Source organism: Glycomyces harbinensis, from assembly GCF_900101745.1.
Taxonomy (GTDB): Bacteria; Actinomycetota; Actinomycetes; order Mycobacteriales; family Micromonosporaceae; genus Glycomyces; species Glycomyces harbinensis.
Window position 1 is genome coordinate 361,687 of the sequence record NZ_FNAD01000003.1, and the last position, 19,913, is coordinate 381,599.

The window sequence follows — 19,913 nt, forward strand, 5'->3', positions numbered from 1 at the left end:
GCGGCGGACGCGGAGCCGAGCGCTGAGAAAGGCATGAGACAGGTGGTCGGAAAACCGTCCCGAGAACGTCGCGGCCGAGCCCGCCGCGCGATAGGTCTCACCGGGATCGCCGCGATGCTCCCAATCGTGCTCGCGGGGTGCAGCCTTGACGACGCCTTTTACCTGGGTTGGCCGCGCACGCGCCCCACGACGCAGTCCGAGCAGATGTTCGACCTGTGGATCGGCTCGACGATCGCGGCCCTCGCGGTCGGCGTCATCGTCTGGGGCCTGACGTTCTGGTGCATCGCCGCCTACAAGAAGAAGGACAGCGACACCGAGCTGCCCCGGCAGACCAAGTACAACCTGCCCGCCGAGCTCACCTTCACGGCGCTGCCGTTCGTGCTCATCGGCATCCTGTTCTACTACACCGTGGTCGTGCAGGACAACGTCACCGAGATGAGCGACGAGCCCTCCTCCTGCACCGAGATCACCGCGTTCAAGTGGAACTGGCAGTTCACCTACACCGATGAGAACTGCGACCCCCTCACCGGCGCCGACGGCCAGCCCGTCGTCGAGACCGGCGACTCGGACTACATCCCGATCATCGTGGTCCCCAACCAGGACGACGTCCGCTTCGAGGCCACCGCCGAGGACGTCATCCACTCGTTCTGGGTCCCCGACATGCTCTTCAAGCGCGACGTGATCCCGGGCGGCGAGGCGCAGACCACCCGCTGGGAGGTCGACTTCAACTCCGAGGGCACCTTCGTCGGCAGGTGCGCCGAACTCTGCGGCGCCTACCACGCCTTCATGAACTTCGAGATGCGCGTGGTCTCCCCGGAGGACTACGAGACCTTCGTGAACGCCCGCATCGAGGGCGCCTCGACGCCCGAGGCGCTGGAGCTGATCGGCCAGGACGCGTACGCCACGACCACGCACCCGTTCGACACCGCCCCGGCCTCGGGCGAAGCGAGCTAGGAGAGCGACATGAAAACCGAGCACCGCCTCTTCGCCATCGTCATGGTCTTCATGTTCCTGTTCGCCGCCGGCTACGGGTACTGGACCTACATCAACGACAACCCGGCCTACGGCAGGCCGAACCACGTCGAATGGGTCGGCACCATCGGCCTGATCTTCTCGGGACTGCTCACCGGCATGGTGTGGCTGGTCTTCTGGGTGATCTCGCGCCGCATCGACCCGCGCCCGGAGGACCGCCCCGACGGCGAGATCTCCGACGTCTCCGGCGAGGTCGGCTTCTTCAGCCCCGGCTCGTACTGGCCGCTGGGCCTGGCCCTGACCGCCGTCATCACCGGCGTGGGCGTCGTCTTCTGGCTGCCGTGGCTCATCACGGCGGGCGGCGTGGCGCTCCTGTTCGCCGTCGGCGGCCTGACGTTCGAGTACTACACGGGCACCCGCAAGCTCGGCCCGCAGTAACGCAGCCGAAAGGCCCGGAGCTCAACCGATTTACGGCTCGCAAGCATCGCCGCGGTTCGCTCCGGGCCTTTCGCCTTGCCCCTTCCGGCGGCCCAGCGCGCCGCAGAAGCCCGTTCGGCCCCTTAGGTAGGGTGTGGCGGTGACTCCCTCTGTGCAGCGCCGCAAGGCGCCGCTGCTGCGGCGCGTGATCGGCACGGTCTTCTACAACCTGCCGCACCCGATGCGCCGGCGGATCGTCCGGATCGTGACGCCCACTTACACGCTCGGCTCCGTCGTCCTCGTCATGGACGAGGACCGCGAGCACCTGCTGATGCTGCGCCAGCCGCCGGGGCGACGCTGGACCCTCCCGGCGGGCCTGCTCAACCGCAACGAGACGCCGCTCCAAGGAGCCCGCAGGGAGCTCAACGAGGAGACCGGCATCGAAGCCGACTTCGACGAACTCGTCCCAGCCGATCCGTGCGCCGTGGTCCACACCCACGGCAGATGGGTCGACAACGTCTTCCGCCTCGTCCGCGACCCGTCCCAGACGCAGGTCATCGTGGACGGCCACGAAGTCTGGGACGCCGCCTGGCAGAGGGCCGACGACCTCCCCGAAATGACCCGGGCGACGGCGAAACTCCTGTCCCACTACGGCCTGGGCCCCCTCGCCGCCGAAGCGGACGACCCGACCACAGCCTGAGGTCCCTCCAGGGTGCCGACGCCGAACGCGAAGAGGCGGCCGCCCGCGACTTCGCAGGCGAACGCCTCCGCCGAAGACGATCGAGGGAACGAGTCGGCCGGTACGCCGGATTCTGTCGTTGAGCGGCCATCCATCTAGGCGCGCCGTCGCCGGCGTGCTCGAGCGGTCTACCCGCGAAGGCACCCCTGCGGGTTCGGGCGGGCCGCCCTCAAGCCTTCGCGCAGAGCCTCGCGGCTCCTCTTGACCTTGCTCCGGGTGGGGTTTACCTAGCCGCCGCCGTCACCGGCGGCGCTGGTGGTCTCTTACACCACCGTTTCACCCTTACCGGCCGAAGCCGGCGGTCTGATTTCTGTGGCACTGTCCCGCGGGTCGCCCCGGGTTGCCGTTAACAACCACCCTGCCCTGTGGAGTCCGGACGTTCCTCGACACTGACGGTCTCCCGTCACTGTCGCGACCGCCTGGCCGACTCGTCCCAGCGGTAAAGCGTACGCTGCCGGAGCCATGAACTTGCTCCAGGTCTCCGCGCTGCTCCTCGCGGGCCTCCTCGGCGGCGGCCTCAACGCCGTGGCCGGCGGCGGCTCCCTCATCACGTACCCGACGCTGATGGCCGTCGGCGTCCCGCCGCTCTATGCCAACGCCACCAACGGCATCGCCGTCGCCCCCGCCTACGCGGCGGCCGCGTTCGGCTCCCGCGAGAACCTCCGCGGCCAGCGCCGCAGGGCCCTCTCGCTGATCCCCACGGCCATGGTCGCCTCGGTCTGCGGCGCCCTGCTGCTGCTCAACACCCCGCACTCGGTCTTCGAGGCGATCGTGCCGTTCCTGGTGCTCGCCGCCACGCTGCTCATGGCCGTCGGCCCCTGGATCAACCGCAAGGTCACCGGCCGCAACGGCGGCCGGGCGCTCCACCCGGCGGCGCTGCACGTCGGCGTCTTCGCGGGCTGCCTCTACGGCTCCTACTTCAACGCGGCGCTCGGCCTCATCCTCATGGCCGTCATCGCCATGAGCGTCAGCGAGAAGCTCGTCCGCATCGGGGCCCTCAAGAACTTCTGCACGATGCTCGTCGGCGTCGTCACCTGCGTCGTCTACGGCATCTGGGCCGAGGTCGACTGGCTCGCCATCGGCGTCCTGGTGCCCGCCACGTTCATCGGCGGCTACCTCGGCGCCCGCGTGTTCCAGAAGATCCCCGAGCGCCCCCTGCGGATCGCGATCGTCGTCTACGGCCTGATCCTGTCGGCGATCCTGCTGGTCCGGTCCTTCTAGAGGGACTTCGCTCCTGGGCTTCCTGTTCGGCTTCGCCCCCGAGCTTTCTGTTCGGCTTCGCCCCCGAGCTTTCTGTTCGGCTTCGCCGAAGTCACATGACGCGGCGCGCCCGGACGCGGAAGAATAGGGCCATGCCGACGCTCCGTATCGCACTCGCCCAGGACAACCCGGTGGTAGGCGACCTCGACCGCAACGCCGACCTCATCAGGCGGGCCGCCACCGCCGCGACCGCCGCGGGGGCCCACCTGCTGGCCACCGGGGAGCAGTCGCTCACCGGCTACCCCGTCGAAGACCTCGCCCTGCGCCACTCCTTCGTGGAGGCCAGCCGCGAGCGCCTCGTCCGCCTCGCCGCCGAACTCGCCGAGGACGGGAACGGCGCCCTCCCGGTGGCCGTGGGCTACCTCGACGCGGACGGGCCCATCCCCGCGAGCATCGGATCGGTGGGCGGGCGCGGCATTCGCAATGCGCTGGCGCTCATTCAGGACGGCAAGATCCTGTTCCGCTACTACAAGCGCCACTTTCCGAACTACGGCGTCTTCGACGAGGAGCGTTATTTCGTTCCCGGGCACGAATTGCACCTCGCCCGCATCGGCGGGGTCGACGTGGCCTTCACCATCTGCGAGGACATCTGGGGCGGCGTCCCGTTCACCGCCGCGGCCGAGGCCGGGGCCGGCCTGGTGGTCAATGTGAACGCCTCGCCGTACGAGCAGGGCAAGCAGGAGCGCCGCCTCGCGGTCGTGCGCGAGCGCGCCGCCGAGGTCGACGCGCCCATCGCGTACCTCAACATCGTCGGCGGCCAGGACGACCTGGTCTTCGACGGCGGCTCGGTCATCGTCGGCGCCGACGGGAAGGTCCTCGCCTCGGCCCGCCGGTTCGCCTCCGAACTCCTGATCACCGACGTGGAGGTCGCCGCCGCGGCCGGCGGCGACGTCGCGAACCACTCCTCGACCACGATGAGCACGTCGCTGCACGTGGTCTCGGAGGGGCCCGCGGCGGTCGAGACGCGCATCGAGCCCTCGTACGCGCCGGAGCTGGACCGCCTGGAGGAGATCTGGGAGGCCCTGCGCCTGGGCCTGGGCGACTATGTGGAGAAGAACGGCTTCGCGTCGGTCATCTTCGGGCTCTCGGGCGGCATCGACTCGGCCCTGACGGCCGTGCTCGCGCGCGACGCGATCGGCGCCGACCGCGTCCACGTGGTCTCGATGCCCAGCCAGTACTCGTCCTCGCACTCGATCGACGACGCCGCCGACCTCGCGCAGCGCTGCGGCCTGCACTACTCGGTGGAGACGATCCAGCCGATCGTGGACTCCTACCTCGCCGAGATCGCGATCTCGGGGCTCGCGGTGGAGAACCTCCAGGCGCGCGTGCGCGGGAGCCTGCTCATGGCCCTGTCGAACCAGCACGGGCACCTGGTGCTCGCGCCGGGCAACAAGAGCGAGTACGCCGTGGGCTACTCGACGATCTACGGCGACGCGGTCGGCGGTTTCGCGCCGATCAAGGACGTGCTGAAGACCCTCGTCTACGAGCTCGCGACCTGGCGCAACGAGAAGGCCCGGAGCCTGGGCGAGACCGAGCCGATCCCGGAGAACACGATCCTCAAGCCCCCGAGCGCCGAGCTGCGACCGGACCAGAAGGACTCCGACTCGCTGCCCGACTACGAGGTGCTGGACGGCATCCTCACCGGTTACGTCGACGGCGACGCGGGGCGCGAGGACCTGGTCGAGCAGGGCTACCCGGCCGACGTGGTGGACCGGATCGCCGGCCTGGTGGACCGCGCCGAGTACAAGCGCCGCCAGTCGGCGCCCGGCACGAAGATCACCGTCAAGTCCTTCGGCCGCGACCGCCGCCTGCCGATCACGAACCACTTCCGAGGGAAGCAGTAGCCGTTTCGCTCCCCCCGGCCCGAGGCCGGGGGGAATATGTCACATCCATGTTGCGGAAGCGTGACATACATATCGATGAGCGTTAGTTTTGTCTTGGCGAAGCTTGCAAGCCGCCAGTGTGCAGAGCGATTACCCGGGGACCGGCGAGCCGGCCACGAGGAGATTCTGGAGCTACGACGATGACGCACTCATCCAACGACACGGCACCGAGCCCGACCGCATCGAACTCCGCGAGCGGCGACGAGATCCCGAGCCTGTACGGGCCGGGCAAGAACGTCAAACGGGTCCGCACCCGCCACCTCATCGAAGCCAAAGAGCGCGGCGAGAAGTGGGCGATGCTGACCTCCTACGACATGTACACCGCCGCCCTGTTCGACGAGGCGGGCATCCCCGCCCTCCTCATCGGCGACTCGGCCGCCAACAACGTCTACGGCTACGAGACCACCCTCCAGGTCTCGGTCGAGGAGCTCGTACCGCTCGTCGCGGCCGTCGCCCGCTCGACCGAGCGGGCGCTCATCGTCGCCGACCTCCCCTTCGGATCCTACGAGGCCGGTCCGACCCAGGCCCTGGAGACCGCCGTCCGCTTCATGAAGGCCGGCGCGCACGCCGTCAAGCTCGAAGGCGGGCGCCGCATGTCCGCGCAGATCCGGGCGCTCACCGACGCGGGCATCCCGGTCATGGGCCACATCGGCTTCACGCCCCAGAGCGAGCACGCCGTCGGCGGCTACCGGGTGCAGGGCCGCGACGCCCAGGCCACCGAGGTCGAGGCCGACGCGCACGCCGTCGCCGAGGCCGGGGCCTTCGCCGTGGTCCTGGAGATGGTGACCGCCTCGGTCGCCGCCGAGATCACCAAGCAGCTCGCCATCCCCACGGTCGGCATCGGCGCGGGACCGGACACGGACGCGCAGGTCCTCGTCTGGCAGGACATGGCCGGCCTGCGCCGGGGCCGACCGCAGCGGTTCGTCAAGCGCTACGCCGAACTCGCCGACGTCCTCCAGGGCGCCGCGAAGGCCTACGCCGACGAGGTGCGCGCGGGGGAGTTCCCGACCAAGGCGCACTCTTTCGAGTAGTCCGAACCGAATTCATCGGTGAGTCTGGTCGCCTTCCCCTATGGGGGAGGCGGCCTTTCGCGTAGCGTCTCACTACGTGAAAGACGCCATCCTGCTTTTCGACTACGACGGCACCGTGCGGCTCGGCTCCGAGCACGCGACCCATTACGCGCGGCTGGTCGCGGGCCGTCTCGACCCCGAGGACGAGCGCGCGTTCCTGAGCGCCCACGCCGCCTTCGTCGCCGGCAAGCCCACCACCGCCTCGACTTTCGACGCCTACGACGCCGACAACGCGGTGCGCCGCCTCGCGGGGGAGTTCGGCGTCCCCGAATCCGACCGCCACGACGCCTACATCGAGACCCGCGAGCTCATGGCCGCGGGCAAGTTCCAGATCTGGGCGCCCAAGGGGTTCCGCGAGTTCATCTGGAGCCTGCCGCGCTCGGTCGAGGTCGCCCTCGTGACCAACGCGCCCGGCGCGTCCCTCGGCCCGGCGCTGGAGCGCCTGGAGCTGGACGGCCTGTTCGACCACGTGATCGGCGACGCGGGCAAGCCCGAAGGCCTGGACGCGATCATCGACGAGCTGCTCGAAGAGCGCCCGCCCGCACAACTGCTGAGCATCGGCGACATCCCCCGCAACGACCTGGCGCCCGCCGTCGAGCGCGGCTGCGCGACCGCGTACATCGACCACTACGGGCGGCCCTGGCCGGACGCGACCGTCACCGGCGCGTCCCTTGAGGAGCTGTACCCGTTCATCCACCGCTGGGTGACCGAGCAGACGGCGTAGCGCCAGGCCCGCGCACGACGTGAACCCAGCTTGTCGCACCTCCGGATTATGCTGAGAGAGCGCCCTGAGCCGACCGATCCCCGGCTCAGGGCGTCCTACGTTCAGCCCGCGACCGGATCGCCGACGGCGACCCGCGCGCTCTCGCCGATGCCCACGTAGACGCCGAAGTGGTTGCCGAGCTCCTTGATGACGTGCTTGTGCAGCTCCATGTCGCGCTCGTTCGACCCGCTCGGGTCCCAGCTCGGCAGGACGCACCGCTCGCACGGCATCAGGAGCGTGAACTCGTGCTCGCCCAGCCGGATCGGCGTGCCCGGCGCGAGCGCGGTCTCCGCGTACGGCTCCAGGTCGGCCTCCACGATCACGTTCGGCCGGAAGCGCGCGGCCGCGATCTCGCGGCCCAGCTCCTCACCGAGGCGGCGCACGCTGGCCTCGAAGATCACCAGCATCCGGTCGCCGGCGCCGGCGGTCCTGCGAATCTCGGCGCCCTTGCCGGCGTCGATGGTCTCGGCCAGGCGCGCGGGCAGGCCCGCCTCGTCGGCCGACCACGCGGCCCCGCCGGGCTCGTACAGCACCGGGGAGCCGGAGACGGCGTCGGCGCAGCCGCACTGCGCGGGCCAGGCGGCCTCCCAGCCCATCATCTTCGGGTGGCTGCCGCCCCACACCGCCTTGCCGGTGCCCGGCTCGAACACGCCGAGCACGCGGTCACCGGCCATCCCGTCGGCGTCGACCGCCGCCGAGCGCAGCGACTCGCCCCGGAGGCCCTTCACGGGGTAGCGCCACAACTGCTTGATCTCACCTGCGAACACGCTCCCAATGTACCGGGCTCACGTTCGCGCAGCCATCCGCCCGATTCGGCCGCAGTGACCGGTTTCCCCCCGCGCGACCAGGCAAGTAGACCCGGCTCACGTTTTGGCTGCGGTTCGACCTGGTTAACGTCGGGGACACAAACAGGTGAGACAATTGCCGCCCCAGGACCAAGGAGGACACCATGGAACGGCAGAAGGAGTTCGTGCTTCGCACGCTCGAAGAACGCGACATCCGGTTCGTCCGGCTGTGGTTCACCGACGTTCTCGGCACCCTCAAGTCCGTGAGCGTCGCGCCCGCCGAACTCGAATCCGCGTTCGAGGAGGGCATCGGCTTCGACGGCTCCGCCATCGAGGGCTTCGCGCGCGTCTACGAGTCCGACATGGTCGCCATGCCCGACCCGACCACGTTCCAGGTCTTCCCCTTCGAAGGACGCGGCATCGGCGAGTCCGCCCGCATGTTCTGCGACATCCTCACCCCCGAGGGCGCCCCCTCCTGGGCCGACCCGCGCCACGTCCTGCGCCGGGCCCTCTCCAAGGCCGCCGACCGCGGCTTCACGTTCTACGTGCACCCCGAGATCGAGTTCTTCCTGCTCTCCGACATCGACCCCGAGGGCCGCACCAAGCCGACCCCCGTCGACGACGGCGGCTACTTCGACCACACCACGCACTCCACGGCCCGCGACTTCCGCCGCCAGGCGATCCTCGCGCTCGAGCGCGTCGGCATCTCCGTCGAGTTCTCCCACCACGAGGTCGCCCCCGGCCAGCAGGAGATCGACCTGCGCTACGCCGACGCCCTCACCACGGCCGACAACATCATGACCTTCCGGCACATCGTCAAGGAGGTCGCGCTGACCAACGGCGTCACCGCGTCCTTCATGCCCAAGCCCTACACCGCGCAGCCGGGCTCGGGCATGCACAGCCACCTGTCGCTCTTCGAAGGCGAGGACAACGCCTTCCACGACCCGGGCGACGAGCAGCGGCTCTCCAAGACCGCCAAGGCCTTCATCGCCGGGCTCCTGCGCCACGCGCCCGAGTTCACCGCGATCACCAACCAGTGGGTCAACTCGTACAAGCGCCTGTTCTCCAGCCCGCAGCCGGGCCAGATCTCCGAGGCGCCCTCGTATGTCTCCTGGGGCAAGGCCAACCGCTCCGCGCTGGTGCGCGTCCCGGTGTACGGCAAGCCGAACTCGGCCCGCGTCGAGATCCGCTCCCTGGACTCCGCCCTCAACCCGTACCTCGCCTACGCCGTGCTCCTGGGCGCCGGGCTCAAGGGCATCGAAGAGGGCTACGAGCTGGCCCCGGGCACCGAGGACGACGTCTCGGCGCTCACCAACGCCGAGCGGGTCGCCGCCGGCTACCAGCCGCTCCCGGCCAACCTCGCCGAAGCCCTGGACGCCATGGAGTCCTCCGAGCTCGTGCCCGAGGTCCTCGGCGAGCACGTCTTCGACTACTTCCTGAAGAACAAGCGCCAGGAGTGGGAGGACTACCGCACTCAGGTGACGGCCTTCGAGCGGAAGCGCTACATCAATCTGTGACCGATTAGCATGGTGGAGTGACCACCGCACTCGTCATCGAGAACGACCCCGCGCAAGGGCTGGGGCGGGCCGCCGCATGGCTCGCCGAAGCCGGCATGGAACTGGACACGGTACGGCCCCACCTCGGTGAGGCCGTACCGATCTCCGCCGGAGGCCACGAGGCCCTCATCGCCCTCGGCGGCGGCCGGGGCAAGGACTGGAGCGACGACCTCTCCGGCCTCATGCAGACCGCCGTCGCCGACACCACGCCGACCTTCGCGATCTGCTCCTCCTCGCGGATGCTCGCCACCGCCTTCGGCGGCGCCGTAGAGGACAGCGACGCGCCCTTCGGCCCCCGGATGCTCGCCAAGCGCGACGCCGCCGGACGCGACCTGGTCTTCGGCCCCGCGCCGATGACCATCGACGTGATCCGCTGGCGCCGCCAGGAACTCGTCGAGCTCCCGCCGGACGCCACGCTGCTGGCGGCCTCTCCCCAAGGGGCCCTTGAGATCTTCCGCATCCGCGACAACGCCTGGGGCATCCAGTCCCACTTCGAGTTCACCCCCGAGCAGCTGGCCGGATTCGGCGGCTTCGACGAGCACGCCCTCGCCAAGGCCGCCCAGGTCGACGAGCACATCGTCGCGACCTGGAAGCCGATCCTCCAGCGGTTCGCGCGCGTCGCCGCGGGCGAGCGCAGGGCCCTGCCCATCATCGACGCCTCCTAGCGCCGATGGCCGACGAAGTCGAGAGCGCCGACGCCGACAGGGCCCGACTCGCCGTCGTCGCGGCCAGCAACGCCCTGGGCGACTTCCTGCGCGCCCACCCCGAGTTCGAGCCCGCGCTCACCGAGGACGAGGACGCCGGGCACGCGCGCGTCCGCGAAGCCTCCCCGTTCGAGCTGAACGCCGCCTGGAAGGCCAACCTGCTGCGCATCGCCGCGGCCGACCTCACCGGCGCGACCGACCTCAAGGACACCTCCGCGGCGCTGTCGCGCCTGGCCGACGCCGTCCTCGTCCGCGGCCTGGAACTCGCCCGCGCCGACTGCCCCGGCGAGACCCGCCTCGCGGTGATCGCCATGGGCAAGACCGGCGCCGAAGAGCTCAACTACGTCTCCGACGTGGACGTCGTGTTCGTCGCCGAAGGCAACCTCGACCTGGCCACCCGCCAGGCCGCCCGCATGATCCAGATCCTCGGGCCCGCCACCTGGCCGGTCGACGCGGGCCTGCGGCCCGAAGGCCGCCACGGCGCCCTGGTGCGCACCATCGAGTCCTACGAGGCCTACCTCAAGGACTGGGCCCGCACCTGGGAGTTCCAGGCGCTCCTCAAGGCCCGGCCCGCCGCCGGGGACCTCCAGCTCGGACTCGACTGGCTCGCTTCGGTGCAGCCGTTCATCTGGGGCGCGGCCGACCGGCCCGGCGTGGTCGCCGACATCCGCGACATGCGCCGCAAGGTCGCCGAATCGGTGCCGGCCGCCGAGCGCCGCTTCGAGATCAAACTCGGGCCCGGCGGCCTGCGGGACATCGAGTTCGCCGTCCAGCTCCTCCAGCTCGTGCACGGCAGGGGCGACGCCGCCCTGCGCGTGCGCTCGACCCTGGAGGCCCTCGACGTGCTCGTCGCGGGCGGCTACCTGGCCCGCCGCGACGGCGAAGACCTCGCCGACACCTACGTCTTCCTGCGCACCGTCGAACACCGCGTCCAACTGCAGCGGCTCCTGCGCACCCACCGCGTCCCCGACGGCGGCGAACCGCTCCACCACCTCGCCCGGACCCTCGGGTACACCACCGACGAGGGCTTCCTCGCGGCCTGGCGCGCCCACGCCACGACCGCGCGGCGCCTCCACGAGAAACTGCTCTACAAGCCGCTCCTCGACGCCGTCACGCGCGTGCCCACGAACGAACTGCGTCTGACCGAGACCGAGGCCGCCTCGCGCCTGGCCGTGCTCGGCTTCGCCGACCCCGCGAGCGCCCTGACGCACATGAAGAAGCTCACCGAAGGCGTCTCGCGGACCGCGACCGTGCAGCGGGCGCTGCTGCCGGTCGTCCTCCACGAACTGGCCGACTCGCCCGAGCCCGACCGCGGCCTGCTCGCCTACCGCCAGGTCTCCGACAAGCTCGGCTCGACCCCCTGGTACCTGCGGCTCCTGCGCGACGGCGGTCCCGCGGCCGTCCGCCTCGCCCGGCTCCTGGGCACCTCCCGGTACTTCACGAGCCTGCTCCTGCACGTGCCCCAGTCGCTGCGGTACCTCTCCGACAACGCCGACCTCAAGCCGCGCCCGCGCGAGACCCTCGCCATGGGGATGCTCCAGGCCGCCGCCCGCCACGGCGAGGCCACCGCGGCGATCGGCGCGGTGCGGGCGATCCGCCGCCGCGAACTCATCCGCATCGCCGCCGCCGACCTGCTCGAACTCCTCGACGACCAGGGCGTCGGCCTCGCCCTCTCCGACCTCACCGACGCCGTGCTCCAAGCGGCCCTCGACATCGCCTCGCGCGGCATCGCCGACGCGCCGCCCATCAGCGTGATCGGCATGGGCCGCTTGGGAGGCCGCGAGACCGGCTTCGGCTCCGACGCCGACGTCGTGTTCCTCCACGCGGGCGAGACCGACGCGGAGCGCACCGCCGCGCGCAAGATCGTCGAAGCCGTGCGGACCCTGCTCGGCGCCCCGACCGCCGACCCGCCCCTCGTGCTCGACCTCGACCTGCGCCCCGAAGGCAAGGGCGGCGCGATCGCCCCGAGCCTCGCGGCGTACCGGCGCTACTACGCCGACCGGGCGCGGCTGTGGGAGCGCCAGGCGCTGCTGCGGGCGCGGCCCGTCGCCGGGGACGCGGCGCTGAGCGAGGCGTGGCGGATGATCGCCGACGAGGTGCGCTACCGGCCCGGCGGGCTGAGCGAGCCCGAGCGGGTCGAGTTCCGCCGGGTGAAGGCCCGCGTGGACTCCGAGCGCCTGCCGCGGGGCGCGGACCCCAACGGCCACACCAAGCTCGGGCGCGGCGGCCTGGTCGACATCGAGTGGGCGGCCCAGCTGCTCCAGCTCGAGCACGGCGAGGACGCTTCGCTGCACACGACGCGGACGGTTCCGGCGCTGGCGGCCGCGACCGCGGCCGGGTACCTGGACCGCGCGGATTTCGAGGCGCTGCGGGACGCGTGGGAGTTCGTGTCGCGGGTGCGCAACGACATGACGCTGGCGCGCGGGGTGCCGCGCGACGACCTGCCGCGGTCGGGGCCGGAGCTGGCCGCGCTGGCGCAGACGCTGGGCTTCGGCGAGGACACCGAGCGGTTCCTCAACCAGTACCGGCGCTTGACGAGGCTCGCTCACGATGCGGCGCATCGGATCGTGTACGGCGACTGACGCGGTCGGATCGTCTGCGGCGATCGAAGCGCGCGGGTTCACCCGATCCGGTGAACTCCCGCGGCGGCGGGCCCGCGGGAGGCGATTCCTGTCGGTGCCTCGCGCGAAGCTGGCCCCAGACTTCGGTCCCCGGGTGGGTGGGGGTTAGGGAAGGTATACGGCCTTCAGCTGTACGGGGAACCCGGGCGACGGGGCGATGGGGACCCGGGCAGCGGTCATTGGGAGACTGCGGCAACGCGCGGCGCATAGACTCTGGTCGAGCGCCGACGGGAGGCCCGGATGTTCGACTACATGGTCGTCGGCCCCGCGGGGGTCGAGCACCGCAGGGGCGAGGGCGCCGACCTGCCCGCGGCGGCGGGCGCCGACTCGTTCGTGTGGGCCGCGTTCGACGAGCCCGGGCTCCCCGACCTGGTCGCCGCCCTCGAAGCCCTCGGCCTGGACCACCTCGGCGTCGACCCCGGCCGCACCGTCCACCGCCGCCCCAAAGTGGAGCTCACCGAGGACGCGGTCATGCTGCTGGTCAAGACCGTCTGGTACCTCGAGGACACCCGCCAGGTCGAGACCGGCGACCTCGCCCTCTACACCGACGGCCGCGCCCTCGTGACCGTCCGGCGCGGCGTCGTGGACCCCGCCGAAGGCGTCCGCAAGCGCCTCGGCGAGGCCGACTTCCGCTCCGAAGGCGTCCCCGGGATCGTCCAGGCGCTGTTCGACGCCGTGGTCGAGGAGTACGACGGCGCGATCGAAGACCTCGCCGACGACGTCTCCGACCTGGAGCAGGCCGTCTTCTCGGGGCTGCGGGTCGACCGCAACGAGGACATCTACTTCCTCATCCGCGAGACCCTGGAGTTCCAGAACGCGGTGCAGCCGCTGGTGCCGCTGGCGCACATGATCAAGGAGCGCCGCACCGGCCAGGCCGCCCTGCAGGGCGGGCGGATGCAGGACGTCGCGGGCCACCTCATCCGCATCGACGGCGCGATCGAGACCTGCATGAGCCTGCTGACCACGGTGCTCACCGCCCACCAGGGACAGATCGGGACCTGGCAGAACGACGACATGAGGAGGATCTCGGCCTGGGCCGCGATCGCGGTGGTGCCCACGGCCGTCGCGGGCATCTACGGCATGAACTTCACGCACATGCCCGAGCTTCATTGGAGGGTCGGCTATCCGGCCGTCATGCTCTTCATCGGCGTCGTCTGCTTCCTTCTCTATCGGGGTTTCAAGCGCAACGGCTGGCTGTTACATATCGATGACGATGAGTCCCAATGGGAAATGCGCGAAAGAAGCGAGGGCCGGAACCGCGATGCGGTTCCGGCCCTCTGGCCCTGCCTGCCTTCCCGAACACCATAGCGTTGCCGCGCAAAGCGAAAGTGTCGAGGCCGCGCTTGCGCTCCGTGTCCGCGTGCGTCGCGCTCCCATAACCGCCTACTGTGCCACAAACCGTGAGCATTGAAATTTTTCGATGCGAATGCTTGACTTCAGAAGGCGCGACCGCAAAAATAAAGACACCTATCAGTTAAGTCTCTTTACTTTTGGGAGGAACGTTGAGGCGACTGAAATCAAGACGGATGATCGCCATCATGTTCACGGCTCTGGCCGTGCTCGCGAGCGGTCTGATCTACACCGTCGCCAACCCCTTCAGTGCTTCGGCCCAGACGGTCTGCTCAGACGCCTGGTCCGCCTCGAAGGTCTACGTCGGCGGCGACAAGGCCAGCCACGAGGGCGTGGAGTACCGCGCCAAGTGGTGGACCACCAACGAGAAGCCCGGCACGACCGGCGAATGGGGCGTGTGGGAGTCCCTCGGCGCGTGCGGCGGCGGCACCGACCCGACCGATCCGCCCACCACCGAGGAGCCCACCGAGGACCCGACCGGCAACCCCGGCCAGGGCGGGGACATCAACGCCGCCTACTTCACCGAGTGGGGCGTCTACGGGCGCAACTACCACGTCAAGAACATCGTCTCCTCCGGCTCCGCCGAGGACCTCACCCACATCAACTACGCATTCGGCAACGTCAAGAACGGCCAGTGCACGATGGACGACTCCTACGCCGCCATCGACAAGGCCTACACCGCCGACCAGTCGGTCGACGGCGTCGCCGACAACTGGGACCAGCCCCTGCGCGGCAACTTCAACCAGCTGCTCAAGCTCAAAGAGGCCTACCCGGACATCAAGATCCTCTGGTCCTTCGGCGGCTGGACCTACTCCGGCGGCTTCGGCCAGGCGGCGCAGAACCCGGCCGCGTTCGCCGAGTCCTGCTACAACCTGCTCCACGACCCCCGCTGGGACGGCCTGTTCGACGGCATCGACATCGACTGGGAGTACCCCAACGCCTGCGGCCTGACCTGCGACACCAGCGGCACCAACGCGTTCCCCAACCTCATGAGCGCCCTGCGCACCAAGTTCGGGGACGACGAGCTGGTCACCGCGGCGATCACCGCGGACGGCACCTCGGGAGGCAAGATCGACCTCGGCGGCTACGGCGCCGCGGCACAGTACGTCGACTACTACCAGGTCATGACGTACGACTACTTCGGCGCCTGGGACGCCGACGGACCGACCGCCCCGCACTCCCCGCTCAACAGCTTCTCGGGCCAGCCGATCGCCGGCTTCGACGGGGCCACGGCCATCGCCAAGCTCAAGTCGCTCGGCGTCCCGTCCTCGAAGCTGCTGCTCGGCTTCGGCTTCTACGGCAGAGGCTGGACCGGCGTCACCCAGTCGGCACCGGGCGGATCCGCGACCGGCGCCGCGCCGGGAACCTATGAGGCCGGGATCGAGGACTACAAGGTCCTCGTGAACGAATGCCCGGCCACCGGCACCGTCGGCGGCACCGCCTACGCCTACTGCAACGGCGAATGGTGGAGCTACGACACGCCCGCGACCATCGCGAGCAAGACGACGTGGCTCGACTCGCAGGGCCTGGGCGGCGCGTTCTCCTGGGAACTCTCGGGCGACACCAGCGGCGGCGCGCTCGTGAACGCCATCGCCAACGGCCTCAACTGATCCGGAAAGGCTGACCCATCCGGTCGGCGGGCTCCACAGCGCTGCTGGAGCCCGCCGGCCTCAGCCCTGCGGGCGGCCCCGTGCGGCTACGCCGCGATCATGAGCCACAGCGTCGCGACGCTCAACGCCAGGAACAGGACCGGCCCGGCGATGTTGCCGAACACGCGGGCCCTGACGTGCGCGACCATCGCCAGCACGAAGAACACCACCAGCCCGACCGCCGCCGCGATACCCAGCGGCCGCCAGAACAGCCCGACCGCGAGGCCCGCGGCCGCCGCGCCCTTGACGAACCCCAGGAACGGCAGCCACGAGTCGGGCACCCCGACCGCCCGCGAGTTGCGCTTGACCCACTCGGCCCCCATGAAGTTGGCGACCGACTCGACCGCATTGCACGCGATGGTGACCGCGGTGACGACGACGAACGCGACGAACACGGCTCCTCCGTTCCCCACGGCGGACCCTCCGCCGCACGGCTCCAGTCTCATCCCGCCCTGTCCCCGCGGTCCAATACCAGTATCGATAACCTCCGGTTATGGATGTTGACACGCGGCTCCTGCGCTCCTTCGCCACCGTCGCCGAGGAAGGCAACCTCACCCGCGCCGCCGAGCGCCTCTTCATCTCACAGCCCGCGCTCACCAAGCAGATCAAGCAGCTGGAGCAGACCCTCGGGGCGCGCCTGTTCGAGCGCTCCAAGTCAGGCATGGCCCTGACCGGGCCCGGTGCGGCGCTGGCGCGGACCGCCGCCGACGTCCTCGGCGCCTGGGACAGGGCCGAGCAGGCCGTGCGGGCCGCCGAATCCGCGGCGTCCAAAGTGCTCCGCATCGGCTTCCTCGCCAGCGCCGCCAACGAGAAGACCCAGGAGATCCTCGCGGCCTTCCGCGAGCGCCGGCCCGACTGGCGGGTCGAACTCCGCCAGGCGAGCTGGGGCGACCCGGCCGGGGCGCTGGCCTCGGGCGAGGTCGAGGCGGCGTTCATGCGCCTGCCGTTCCCCGACCAGGACCGGTACGGGCTGACGGTGCTGCTGACCGAGCCGCGGTGCGTCGCGATGGCGGTGGGCCATCGGCTCGCCGCACGCGATTCGCTGCGTTTCGAGGACCTGCTGGACGAGCCGTTCGTGGCGGCGCCGAACGCGACAGGCGCGTTCCGCGACCACTGGATCGAGGCGGACGCCCGGGGGGACCGGCCGGTGCGCGTCGGCGCGGTGACCGAGCATCCGGACGACTGGTTGAGCGCGATCGCGAACGGCGACGGCATCGCCCTGGCACCGCTGAGTGCGTCACGGTATTACGCGCGTCCCGACGTGGTCTACCGCGAGGTCGCCGGGGTCGGCCCCAGCACGGTGGCCCTGGCCTGGCCGAAGGCCCCGCCGAGCGACGGGACGCTGGCCGACTTCATCAGAGCCGCAATGGAAGCGGCCGATCCGGTCTGAGGTGTGTTCCGCGAACACGGCTTTGAACTGTGATGATGCGTCGCGGAGAAACAATCTTGGGGCGCCGCGATGAATCCGCGGTGCGGGCCTCGTCAGCATTTGCAGGACGGCGTTTCGCCGTGCCTTCCGCAGTGTGTCTGACAGGGAGCGCCCATGGGCCGAGCCGTACCGGGAACCTCGAGAGCGGTCGCGTCCGTGCGACCGGGGAGCGCGCGGTGAACGCCCCGGCCCCGCTGGAGCGCCTGGCCTCCACGGCGCGCGGGATCATCGACGCCAACAAGTACATGACCCTCGCGACGGCCGGCGCCGACGGCGCCCCCTGGGCCTCGCCGGTGTTCTTCACGCCCGACGGCTACCGGGACCTGTACTGGGTCTCGTCGCCGACGGCCAAGCACTCGCGCAACATCTTCGATCACGCGGCGGTCGCGATCGTCGTGTTCGACTCGCAGGCGCCGATCGGGGAGGCGGGGGCGGTCTACATGCGCGCCGAGGCGGGCGAGGTCCCCGCCGACGAGATCGAGGCGAGCGCCCGCCGCTACGCGTCGCGCTTCCCCGAGCTGAAGTACTTCGCGCCCGAGGAACTGCGGGCCCCGGCCCCCTACCGGCTCTTCCGCGCCAGGGTCTCGGAGCACTCGGTGCTGATCCGGGGGAGCGACCCGGACTTCGGGACCGGCGTGGACTCCCGCCTGAAGGTCGACCTCTAGGACGGGCCCCGATCGATCGCCGGGCTGCGCGATTTCATTTTTTCTTCGCCCGGTCGACTTGACGCGTCCTGCCAGAATCAGTAATGTGTGATATGTTACTGCGTTTCGAAAGTGAACGGTAACCTCATCGACCTGGGGATTCGTTCACGTCCGACCCCGCGGGCCTCCGGATGATCCCGGCTCCCGAGCCACTCCGCAGCGGCGCTGCCGCGGAGGAACTTGCGCAACGCAGTGATATATCACATGTCACATACCAGACTCCCGGAGGCGCGGATGGACGACCGACGAAGCGGGACGACCGTTCCCCCCGGATCCCCGACACCGCTGAACTGCGCGAAGAACCGATAAGGAACTCCCTCATGGCCAAACGAACCACCCGGGCGGCGGTAGCCGTCGCGGCGGCGGCACTGCTCCTCACCGCCTGTTCCAACGGCGGCTCCGACTCCGGGGGCAGTGCCGGCGACGAGCCGACCACCGGCGGCACCATCCACATGCTCCAGAACGCCGACTTCTCCTACCTCGACCCCGCGCGGGGCTTCGACGGCGGCGTCAACGCGTTCTACCGCCTGATCTACCGCGGCCTCACCATGCAGGCCGCCGGCGACGCCGAGGACCCGAACGCGATCGTCCCCGACATGGCCGAAAGCCTCGGCACCGCCTCCGAAGACGGCCTCACCTGGACCTACACCCTCAAAGACGGCCTGGCGTTCGACAACGGCGACCCCATCACCTCCGCCGAGGTCGCCTTCGGCATCTCCCGCGCCTGGGACCCCGAGATCGGCATCGGCTCGCCGTGGCTCAAGAACACGATCGAGGCCCCCGCGGACTACCTCGGGCCGTACCAGTCCGGCGAGCACCCCGGCATCGAGACCCCCGACGAGCACACCATCGTCTTCCACCTCACCGAGCCCTTCCCCGAGTTCGACAACGTCCTCGCGCAGCCGAACGCGGTGGCCTTCCCGGTCGGGACCGGCGCCGGCGACGAGTTCATCAACGACGTCATCGCCTCCGGCCCTTACACGGTCGAGACCTACACCCCCGGCAGCCTCATCCGGCTGGAGCGCAACGACCACTGGGACGCCGACACCGACGACGTCCGCAAGGCCTACCCGGACGCGTGGGAGTTCGAGATCGGCCTCGACGGGGCCACGATCGACGAACGGCTCATGGCCGGGCAGGGCGCCGACGCCAACGCCATCTCCGGGCGCATCCAGCCGGCCACCCTGGCCCGCATCCAGGCCCCGGACCTGGCCGACCGGGTCGAGACCGCCGACGCCTACTGCACCACCTACATGGGCATGAACACCACCAAGGCGCCCTTCGACCAGGTCGAGGTCCGCCAGGCGATCAACTACGCCATCGACCGCGCCTCCCTCCAGACGGCCTCGGGCGGCAACCAGCTCGCCGACCCCGCGACCACGATCACGCCTCCGGCGGTCAGCGGCCACAAGGACTTCGACCTCTACCCGAGCGACGACTACACCGGCGACCCCGAGAAGGCCCGGGAGCTCCTGGCCTCGGTCGGCCTCGAGGACGGCTTCTCCTTCACCCTCGACATCCGCTCGCAGCCGATCATGCAGGCGCAGGCCGAGTCCATCCAGCAGGCGCTCGCGGGGATCGACGTCGACGTCGAGCTGAACGTCATCGACACCTCGACGTACTACGAGACGATCGGCACGCCCTCGCAGCAGTCCGACGCGGCCATCACCGGCTGGTGCCCCGACTGGGCCTCCAGCGCGAGCACGATGGTCCCGCCGCTGGTCGACGGCCGGCTCATCACCGACAAGGGCAACAGCAACCTCGCGCAGATCAACGACGAGGGGATCAACGCCCGCATCGACGAGATCAAGGCCATGACCGACCTCGAGGCCGCGAACGTCGAGTGGGGCGAGTTCGACGAGGAGGTCATGGCGCTGGCGCCGATGGCCCCGCTCCTGTGGGAGAAGGGCGTCTTCCTCCCCGGTGGGAACATCGCGAACTACATCCCCAACACCAGCATGACCGACCTGACGATCATCGGGCTCAAGGACCCGTCCGTGGGCTGATACCG

The 19,913-nt window shown here is 70.1% G+C and carries 16 protein-coding genes, 1 other RNA gene and 1 pseudogene; 15 read left to right on the forward strand and 3 right to left on the reverse strand.

The window, feature by feature from the left end; translation table 11 throughout:
* Positions 1–33: 33 nt before the first annotated feature.
* The 3 genes from ctaC to BLQ63_RS07785 all read left to right on the forward strand — a co-directional run bounded on the left by ctaC (position 34) and on the right by BLQ63_RS07785 (position 2,089).
* Entirely contained in the window at positions 34–954 is a 921-nt protein-coding gene (gene ctaC / locus BLQ63_RS07775; protein ID WP_091031218.1) for an aa3-type cytochrome oxidase subunit II, read from the forward strand.
* Between the two features lie 9 nt (positions 955–963).
* Positions 964–1,410, forward strand: a complete 447-nt coding sequence (locus BLQ63_RS07780; protein ID WP_091031219.1) for a cytochrome c oxidase subunit 4 — start codon at positions 964–966, stop codon at positions 1,408–1,410.
* A 139-nt stretch (positions 1,411–1,549) separates the two neighbouring features.
* Positions 1,550–2,089, forward strand: a complete 540-nt coding sequence (locus tag BLQ63_RS07785; RefSeq protein WP_218125128.1) for an NUDIX hydrolase — start codon at positions 1,550–1,552, stop codon at positions 2,087–2,089.
* Positions 2,090–2,174: 85 nt separating this feature from the next.
* On the opposite strand, the gene rnpB is transcribed toward BLQ63_RS07785, so the two are convergent.
* Positions 2,175–2,559, reverse strand: an RNA gene (gene rnpB / locus BLQ63_RS07790) — RNase P RNA component class A.
* Between the two features lie 31 nt (positions 2,560–2,590).
* Between rnpB and BLQ63_RS07795 the strand changes: the two genes are divergently transcribed.
* From BLQ63_RS07795 to BLQ63_RS07810, 4 genes are all read left to right on the forward strand, one after another.
* Entirely contained in the window at positions 2,591–3,349 is a 759-nt protein-coding gene (locus BLQ63_RS07795; protein ID WP_091031221.1) for a sulfite exporter TauE/SafE family protein, read from the forward strand.
* 131 nt (positions 3,350–3,480) lie between these two features.
* Positions 3,481–5,232: an NAD+ synthase gene (locus tag BLQ63_RS07800; RefSeq protein WP_091031223.1), complete on the forward strand. Its 1,752-nt coding sequence runs from the start codon at positions 3,481–3,483 to the stop codon at positions 5,230–5,232.
* Between the two features lie 179 nt (positions 5,233–5,411).
* A complete protein-coding gene (gene panB / locus BLQ63_RS07805; RefSeq protein ID WP_091031225.1) occupies positions 5,412–6,302 on the forward strand; it encodes a 3-methyl-2-oxobutanoate hydroxymethyltransferase in 891 nt (296 codons plus the stop codon).
* Between the two features lie 76 nt (positions 6,303–6,378).
* Positions 6,379–7,065, forward strand: a complete 687-nt coding sequence (locus BLQ63_RS07810) for an HAD family hydrolase (RefSeq protein ID WP_091031226.1) — start codon at positions 6,379–6,381, stop codon at positions 7,063–7,065.
* 101 nt (positions 7,066–7,166) lie between these two features.
* Here BLQ63_RS07810 and BLQ63_RS07815 read toward each other — a convergent pair whose 3' ends face one another.
* Entirely contained in the window at positions 7,167–7,871 is a 705-nt protein-coding gene (locus BLQ63_RS07815) for an MOSC domain-containing protein (protein ID WP_091031229.1), read from the reverse strand.
* Between the two features lie 182 nt (positions 7,872–8,053).
* On the opposite strand from BLQ63_RS07815, the gene glnA reads away from it, so the two are divergent.
* The 5 genes and pseudogenes from glnA (at position 8,054) to BLQ63_RS07840 (ending at position 15,730) form a co-directional block, all read left to right on the forward strand.
* Positions 8,054–9,406 carry a type I glutamate--ammonia ligase gene (glnA, locus tag BLQ63_RS07820; protein WP_091031230.1) on the forward strand — a complete coding sequence of 451 codons (1,353 nt, stop codon included), beginning with the start codon at positions 8,054–8,056 and terminating at the stop codon, positions 9,404–9,406.
* A gap of 17 nt (positions 9,407–9,423) precedes the next feature.
* Positions 9,424–10,110, forward strand: coding sequence for a type 1 glutamine amidotransferase (locus tag BLQ63_RS07825; protein ID WP_091031233.1), 687 nt, complete (start codon positions 9,424–9,426; stop codon positions 10,108–10,110).
* A gap of 170 nt (positions 10,111–10,280) precedes the next feature.
* Positions 10,281–12,731 (forward strand): annotated as a pseudogene (locus BLQ63_RS07830) (bifunctional [glutamine synthetase] adenylyltransferase/[glutamine synthetase]-adenylyl-L-tyrosine phosphorylase); the annotation flags it as partial.
* Between the two features lie 279 nt (positions 12,732–13,010).
* Complete coding sequence (locus BLQ63_RS07835) at positions 13,011–14,078, forward strand: magnesium and cobalt transport protein CorA (RefSeq protein ID WP_091031240.1); 1,068 nt, start codon at positions 13,011–13,013, stop codon at positions 14,076–14,078.
* Positions 14,079–14,308: 230 nt separating this feature from the next.
* Positions 14,309–15,730, forward strand: coding sequence for a glycosyl hydrolase family 18 protein (locus BLQ63_RS07840; protein ID WP_218125129.1), 1,422 nt, complete (start codon positions 14,309–14,311; stop codon positions 15,728–15,730).
* Between the two features lie 86 nt (positions 15,731–15,816).
* Here BLQ63_RS07840 and BLQ63_RS07845 read toward each other — a convergent pair whose 3' ends face one another.
* Complete coding sequence (locus tag BLQ63_RS07845) at positions 15,817–16,164, reverse strand: DoxX family protein (protein WP_091031248.1); 348 nt, start codon at positions 16,162–16,164, stop codon at positions 15,817–15,819.
* 98 nt (positions 16,165–16,262) lie between these two features.
* Here BLQ63_RS07845 and BLQ63_RS07850 point away from each other — a divergent pair, with 98 nt between their 5' ends.
* From BLQ63_RS07850 to BLQ63_RS07860, 3 genes are all read left to right on the forward strand, one after another.
* Entirely contained in the window at positions 16,263–17,159 is an 897-nt protein-coding gene (locus BLQ63_RS07850; RefSeq protein WP_091031253.1) for a LysR family transcriptional regulator, read from the forward strand.
* A gap of 215 nt (positions 17,160–17,374) precedes the next feature.
* Positions 17,375–17,863, forward strand: a complete 489-nt coding sequence (locus BLQ63_RS07855) for a pyridoxamine 5'-phosphate oxidase family protein (RefSeq protein WP_177154827.1) — start codon at positions 17,375–17,377, stop codon at positions 17,861–17,863.
* Positions 17,864–18,222: 359 nt separating this feature from the next.
* A complete protein-coding gene (locus BLQ63_RS07860; RefSeq protein ID WP_091031262.1) occupies positions 18,223–19,908 on the forward strand; it encodes an ABC transporter substrate-binding protein in 1,686 nt (561 codons plus the stop codon).
* Positions 19,909–19,913: the final 5 nt, after the last annotated feature.

Excerpts from the sequence above, each read along its gene's own strand:
- ctaC (WP_091031218.1), top strand. The coding sequence starts at position 34 with ATGAGACAGGTGGTCGGAAAACCGTCCCGAGAACGTCGCGGCCGAGCC.
- BLQ63_RS07780 (WP_091031219.1), top strand. The coding sequence starts at position 964 with ATGAAAACCGAGCACCGCCTCTTCGCCATCGTCATGGTCTTCATGTTC.
- BLQ63_RS07795 (WP_091031221.1), top strand. The coding sequence starts at position 2,591 with ATGAACTTGCTCCAGGTCTCCGCGCTGCTCCTCGCGGGCCTCCTCGGC.
- BLQ63_RS07800 (WP_091031223.1), top strand. The coding sequence starts at position 3,481 with ATGCCGACGCTCCGTATCGCACTCGCCCAGGACAACCCGGTGGTAGGC.
- panB (WP_091031225.1), top strand. The coding sequence starts at position 5,412 with ATGACGCACTCATCCAACGACACGGCACCGAGCCCGACCGCATCGAAC.
- glnA (WP_091031230.1), top strand. The coding sequence starts at position 8,054 with ATGGAACGGCAGAAGGAGTTCGTGCTTCGCACGCTCGAAGAACGCGAC.
- BLQ63_RS07835 (WP_091031240.1), top strand. The coding sequence starts at position 13,011 with ATGTTCGACTACATGGTCGTCGGCCCCGCGGGGGTCGAGCACCGCAGG.
- BLQ63_RS07840 (WP_218125129.1), top strand. The coding sequence starts at position 14,309 with ATGTTCACGGCTCTGGCCGTGCTCGCGAGCGGTCTGATCTACACCGTC.
- BLQ63_RS07850 (WP_091031253.1), top strand. The coding sequence starts at position 16,263 with ATGGATGTTGACACGCGGCTCCTGCGCTCCTTCGCCACCGTCGCCGAG.
- BLQ63_RS07860 (WP_091031262.1), top strand. The coding sequence starts at position 18,223 with ATGGCCAAACGAACCACCCGGGCGGCGGTAGCCGTCGCGGCGGCGGCA.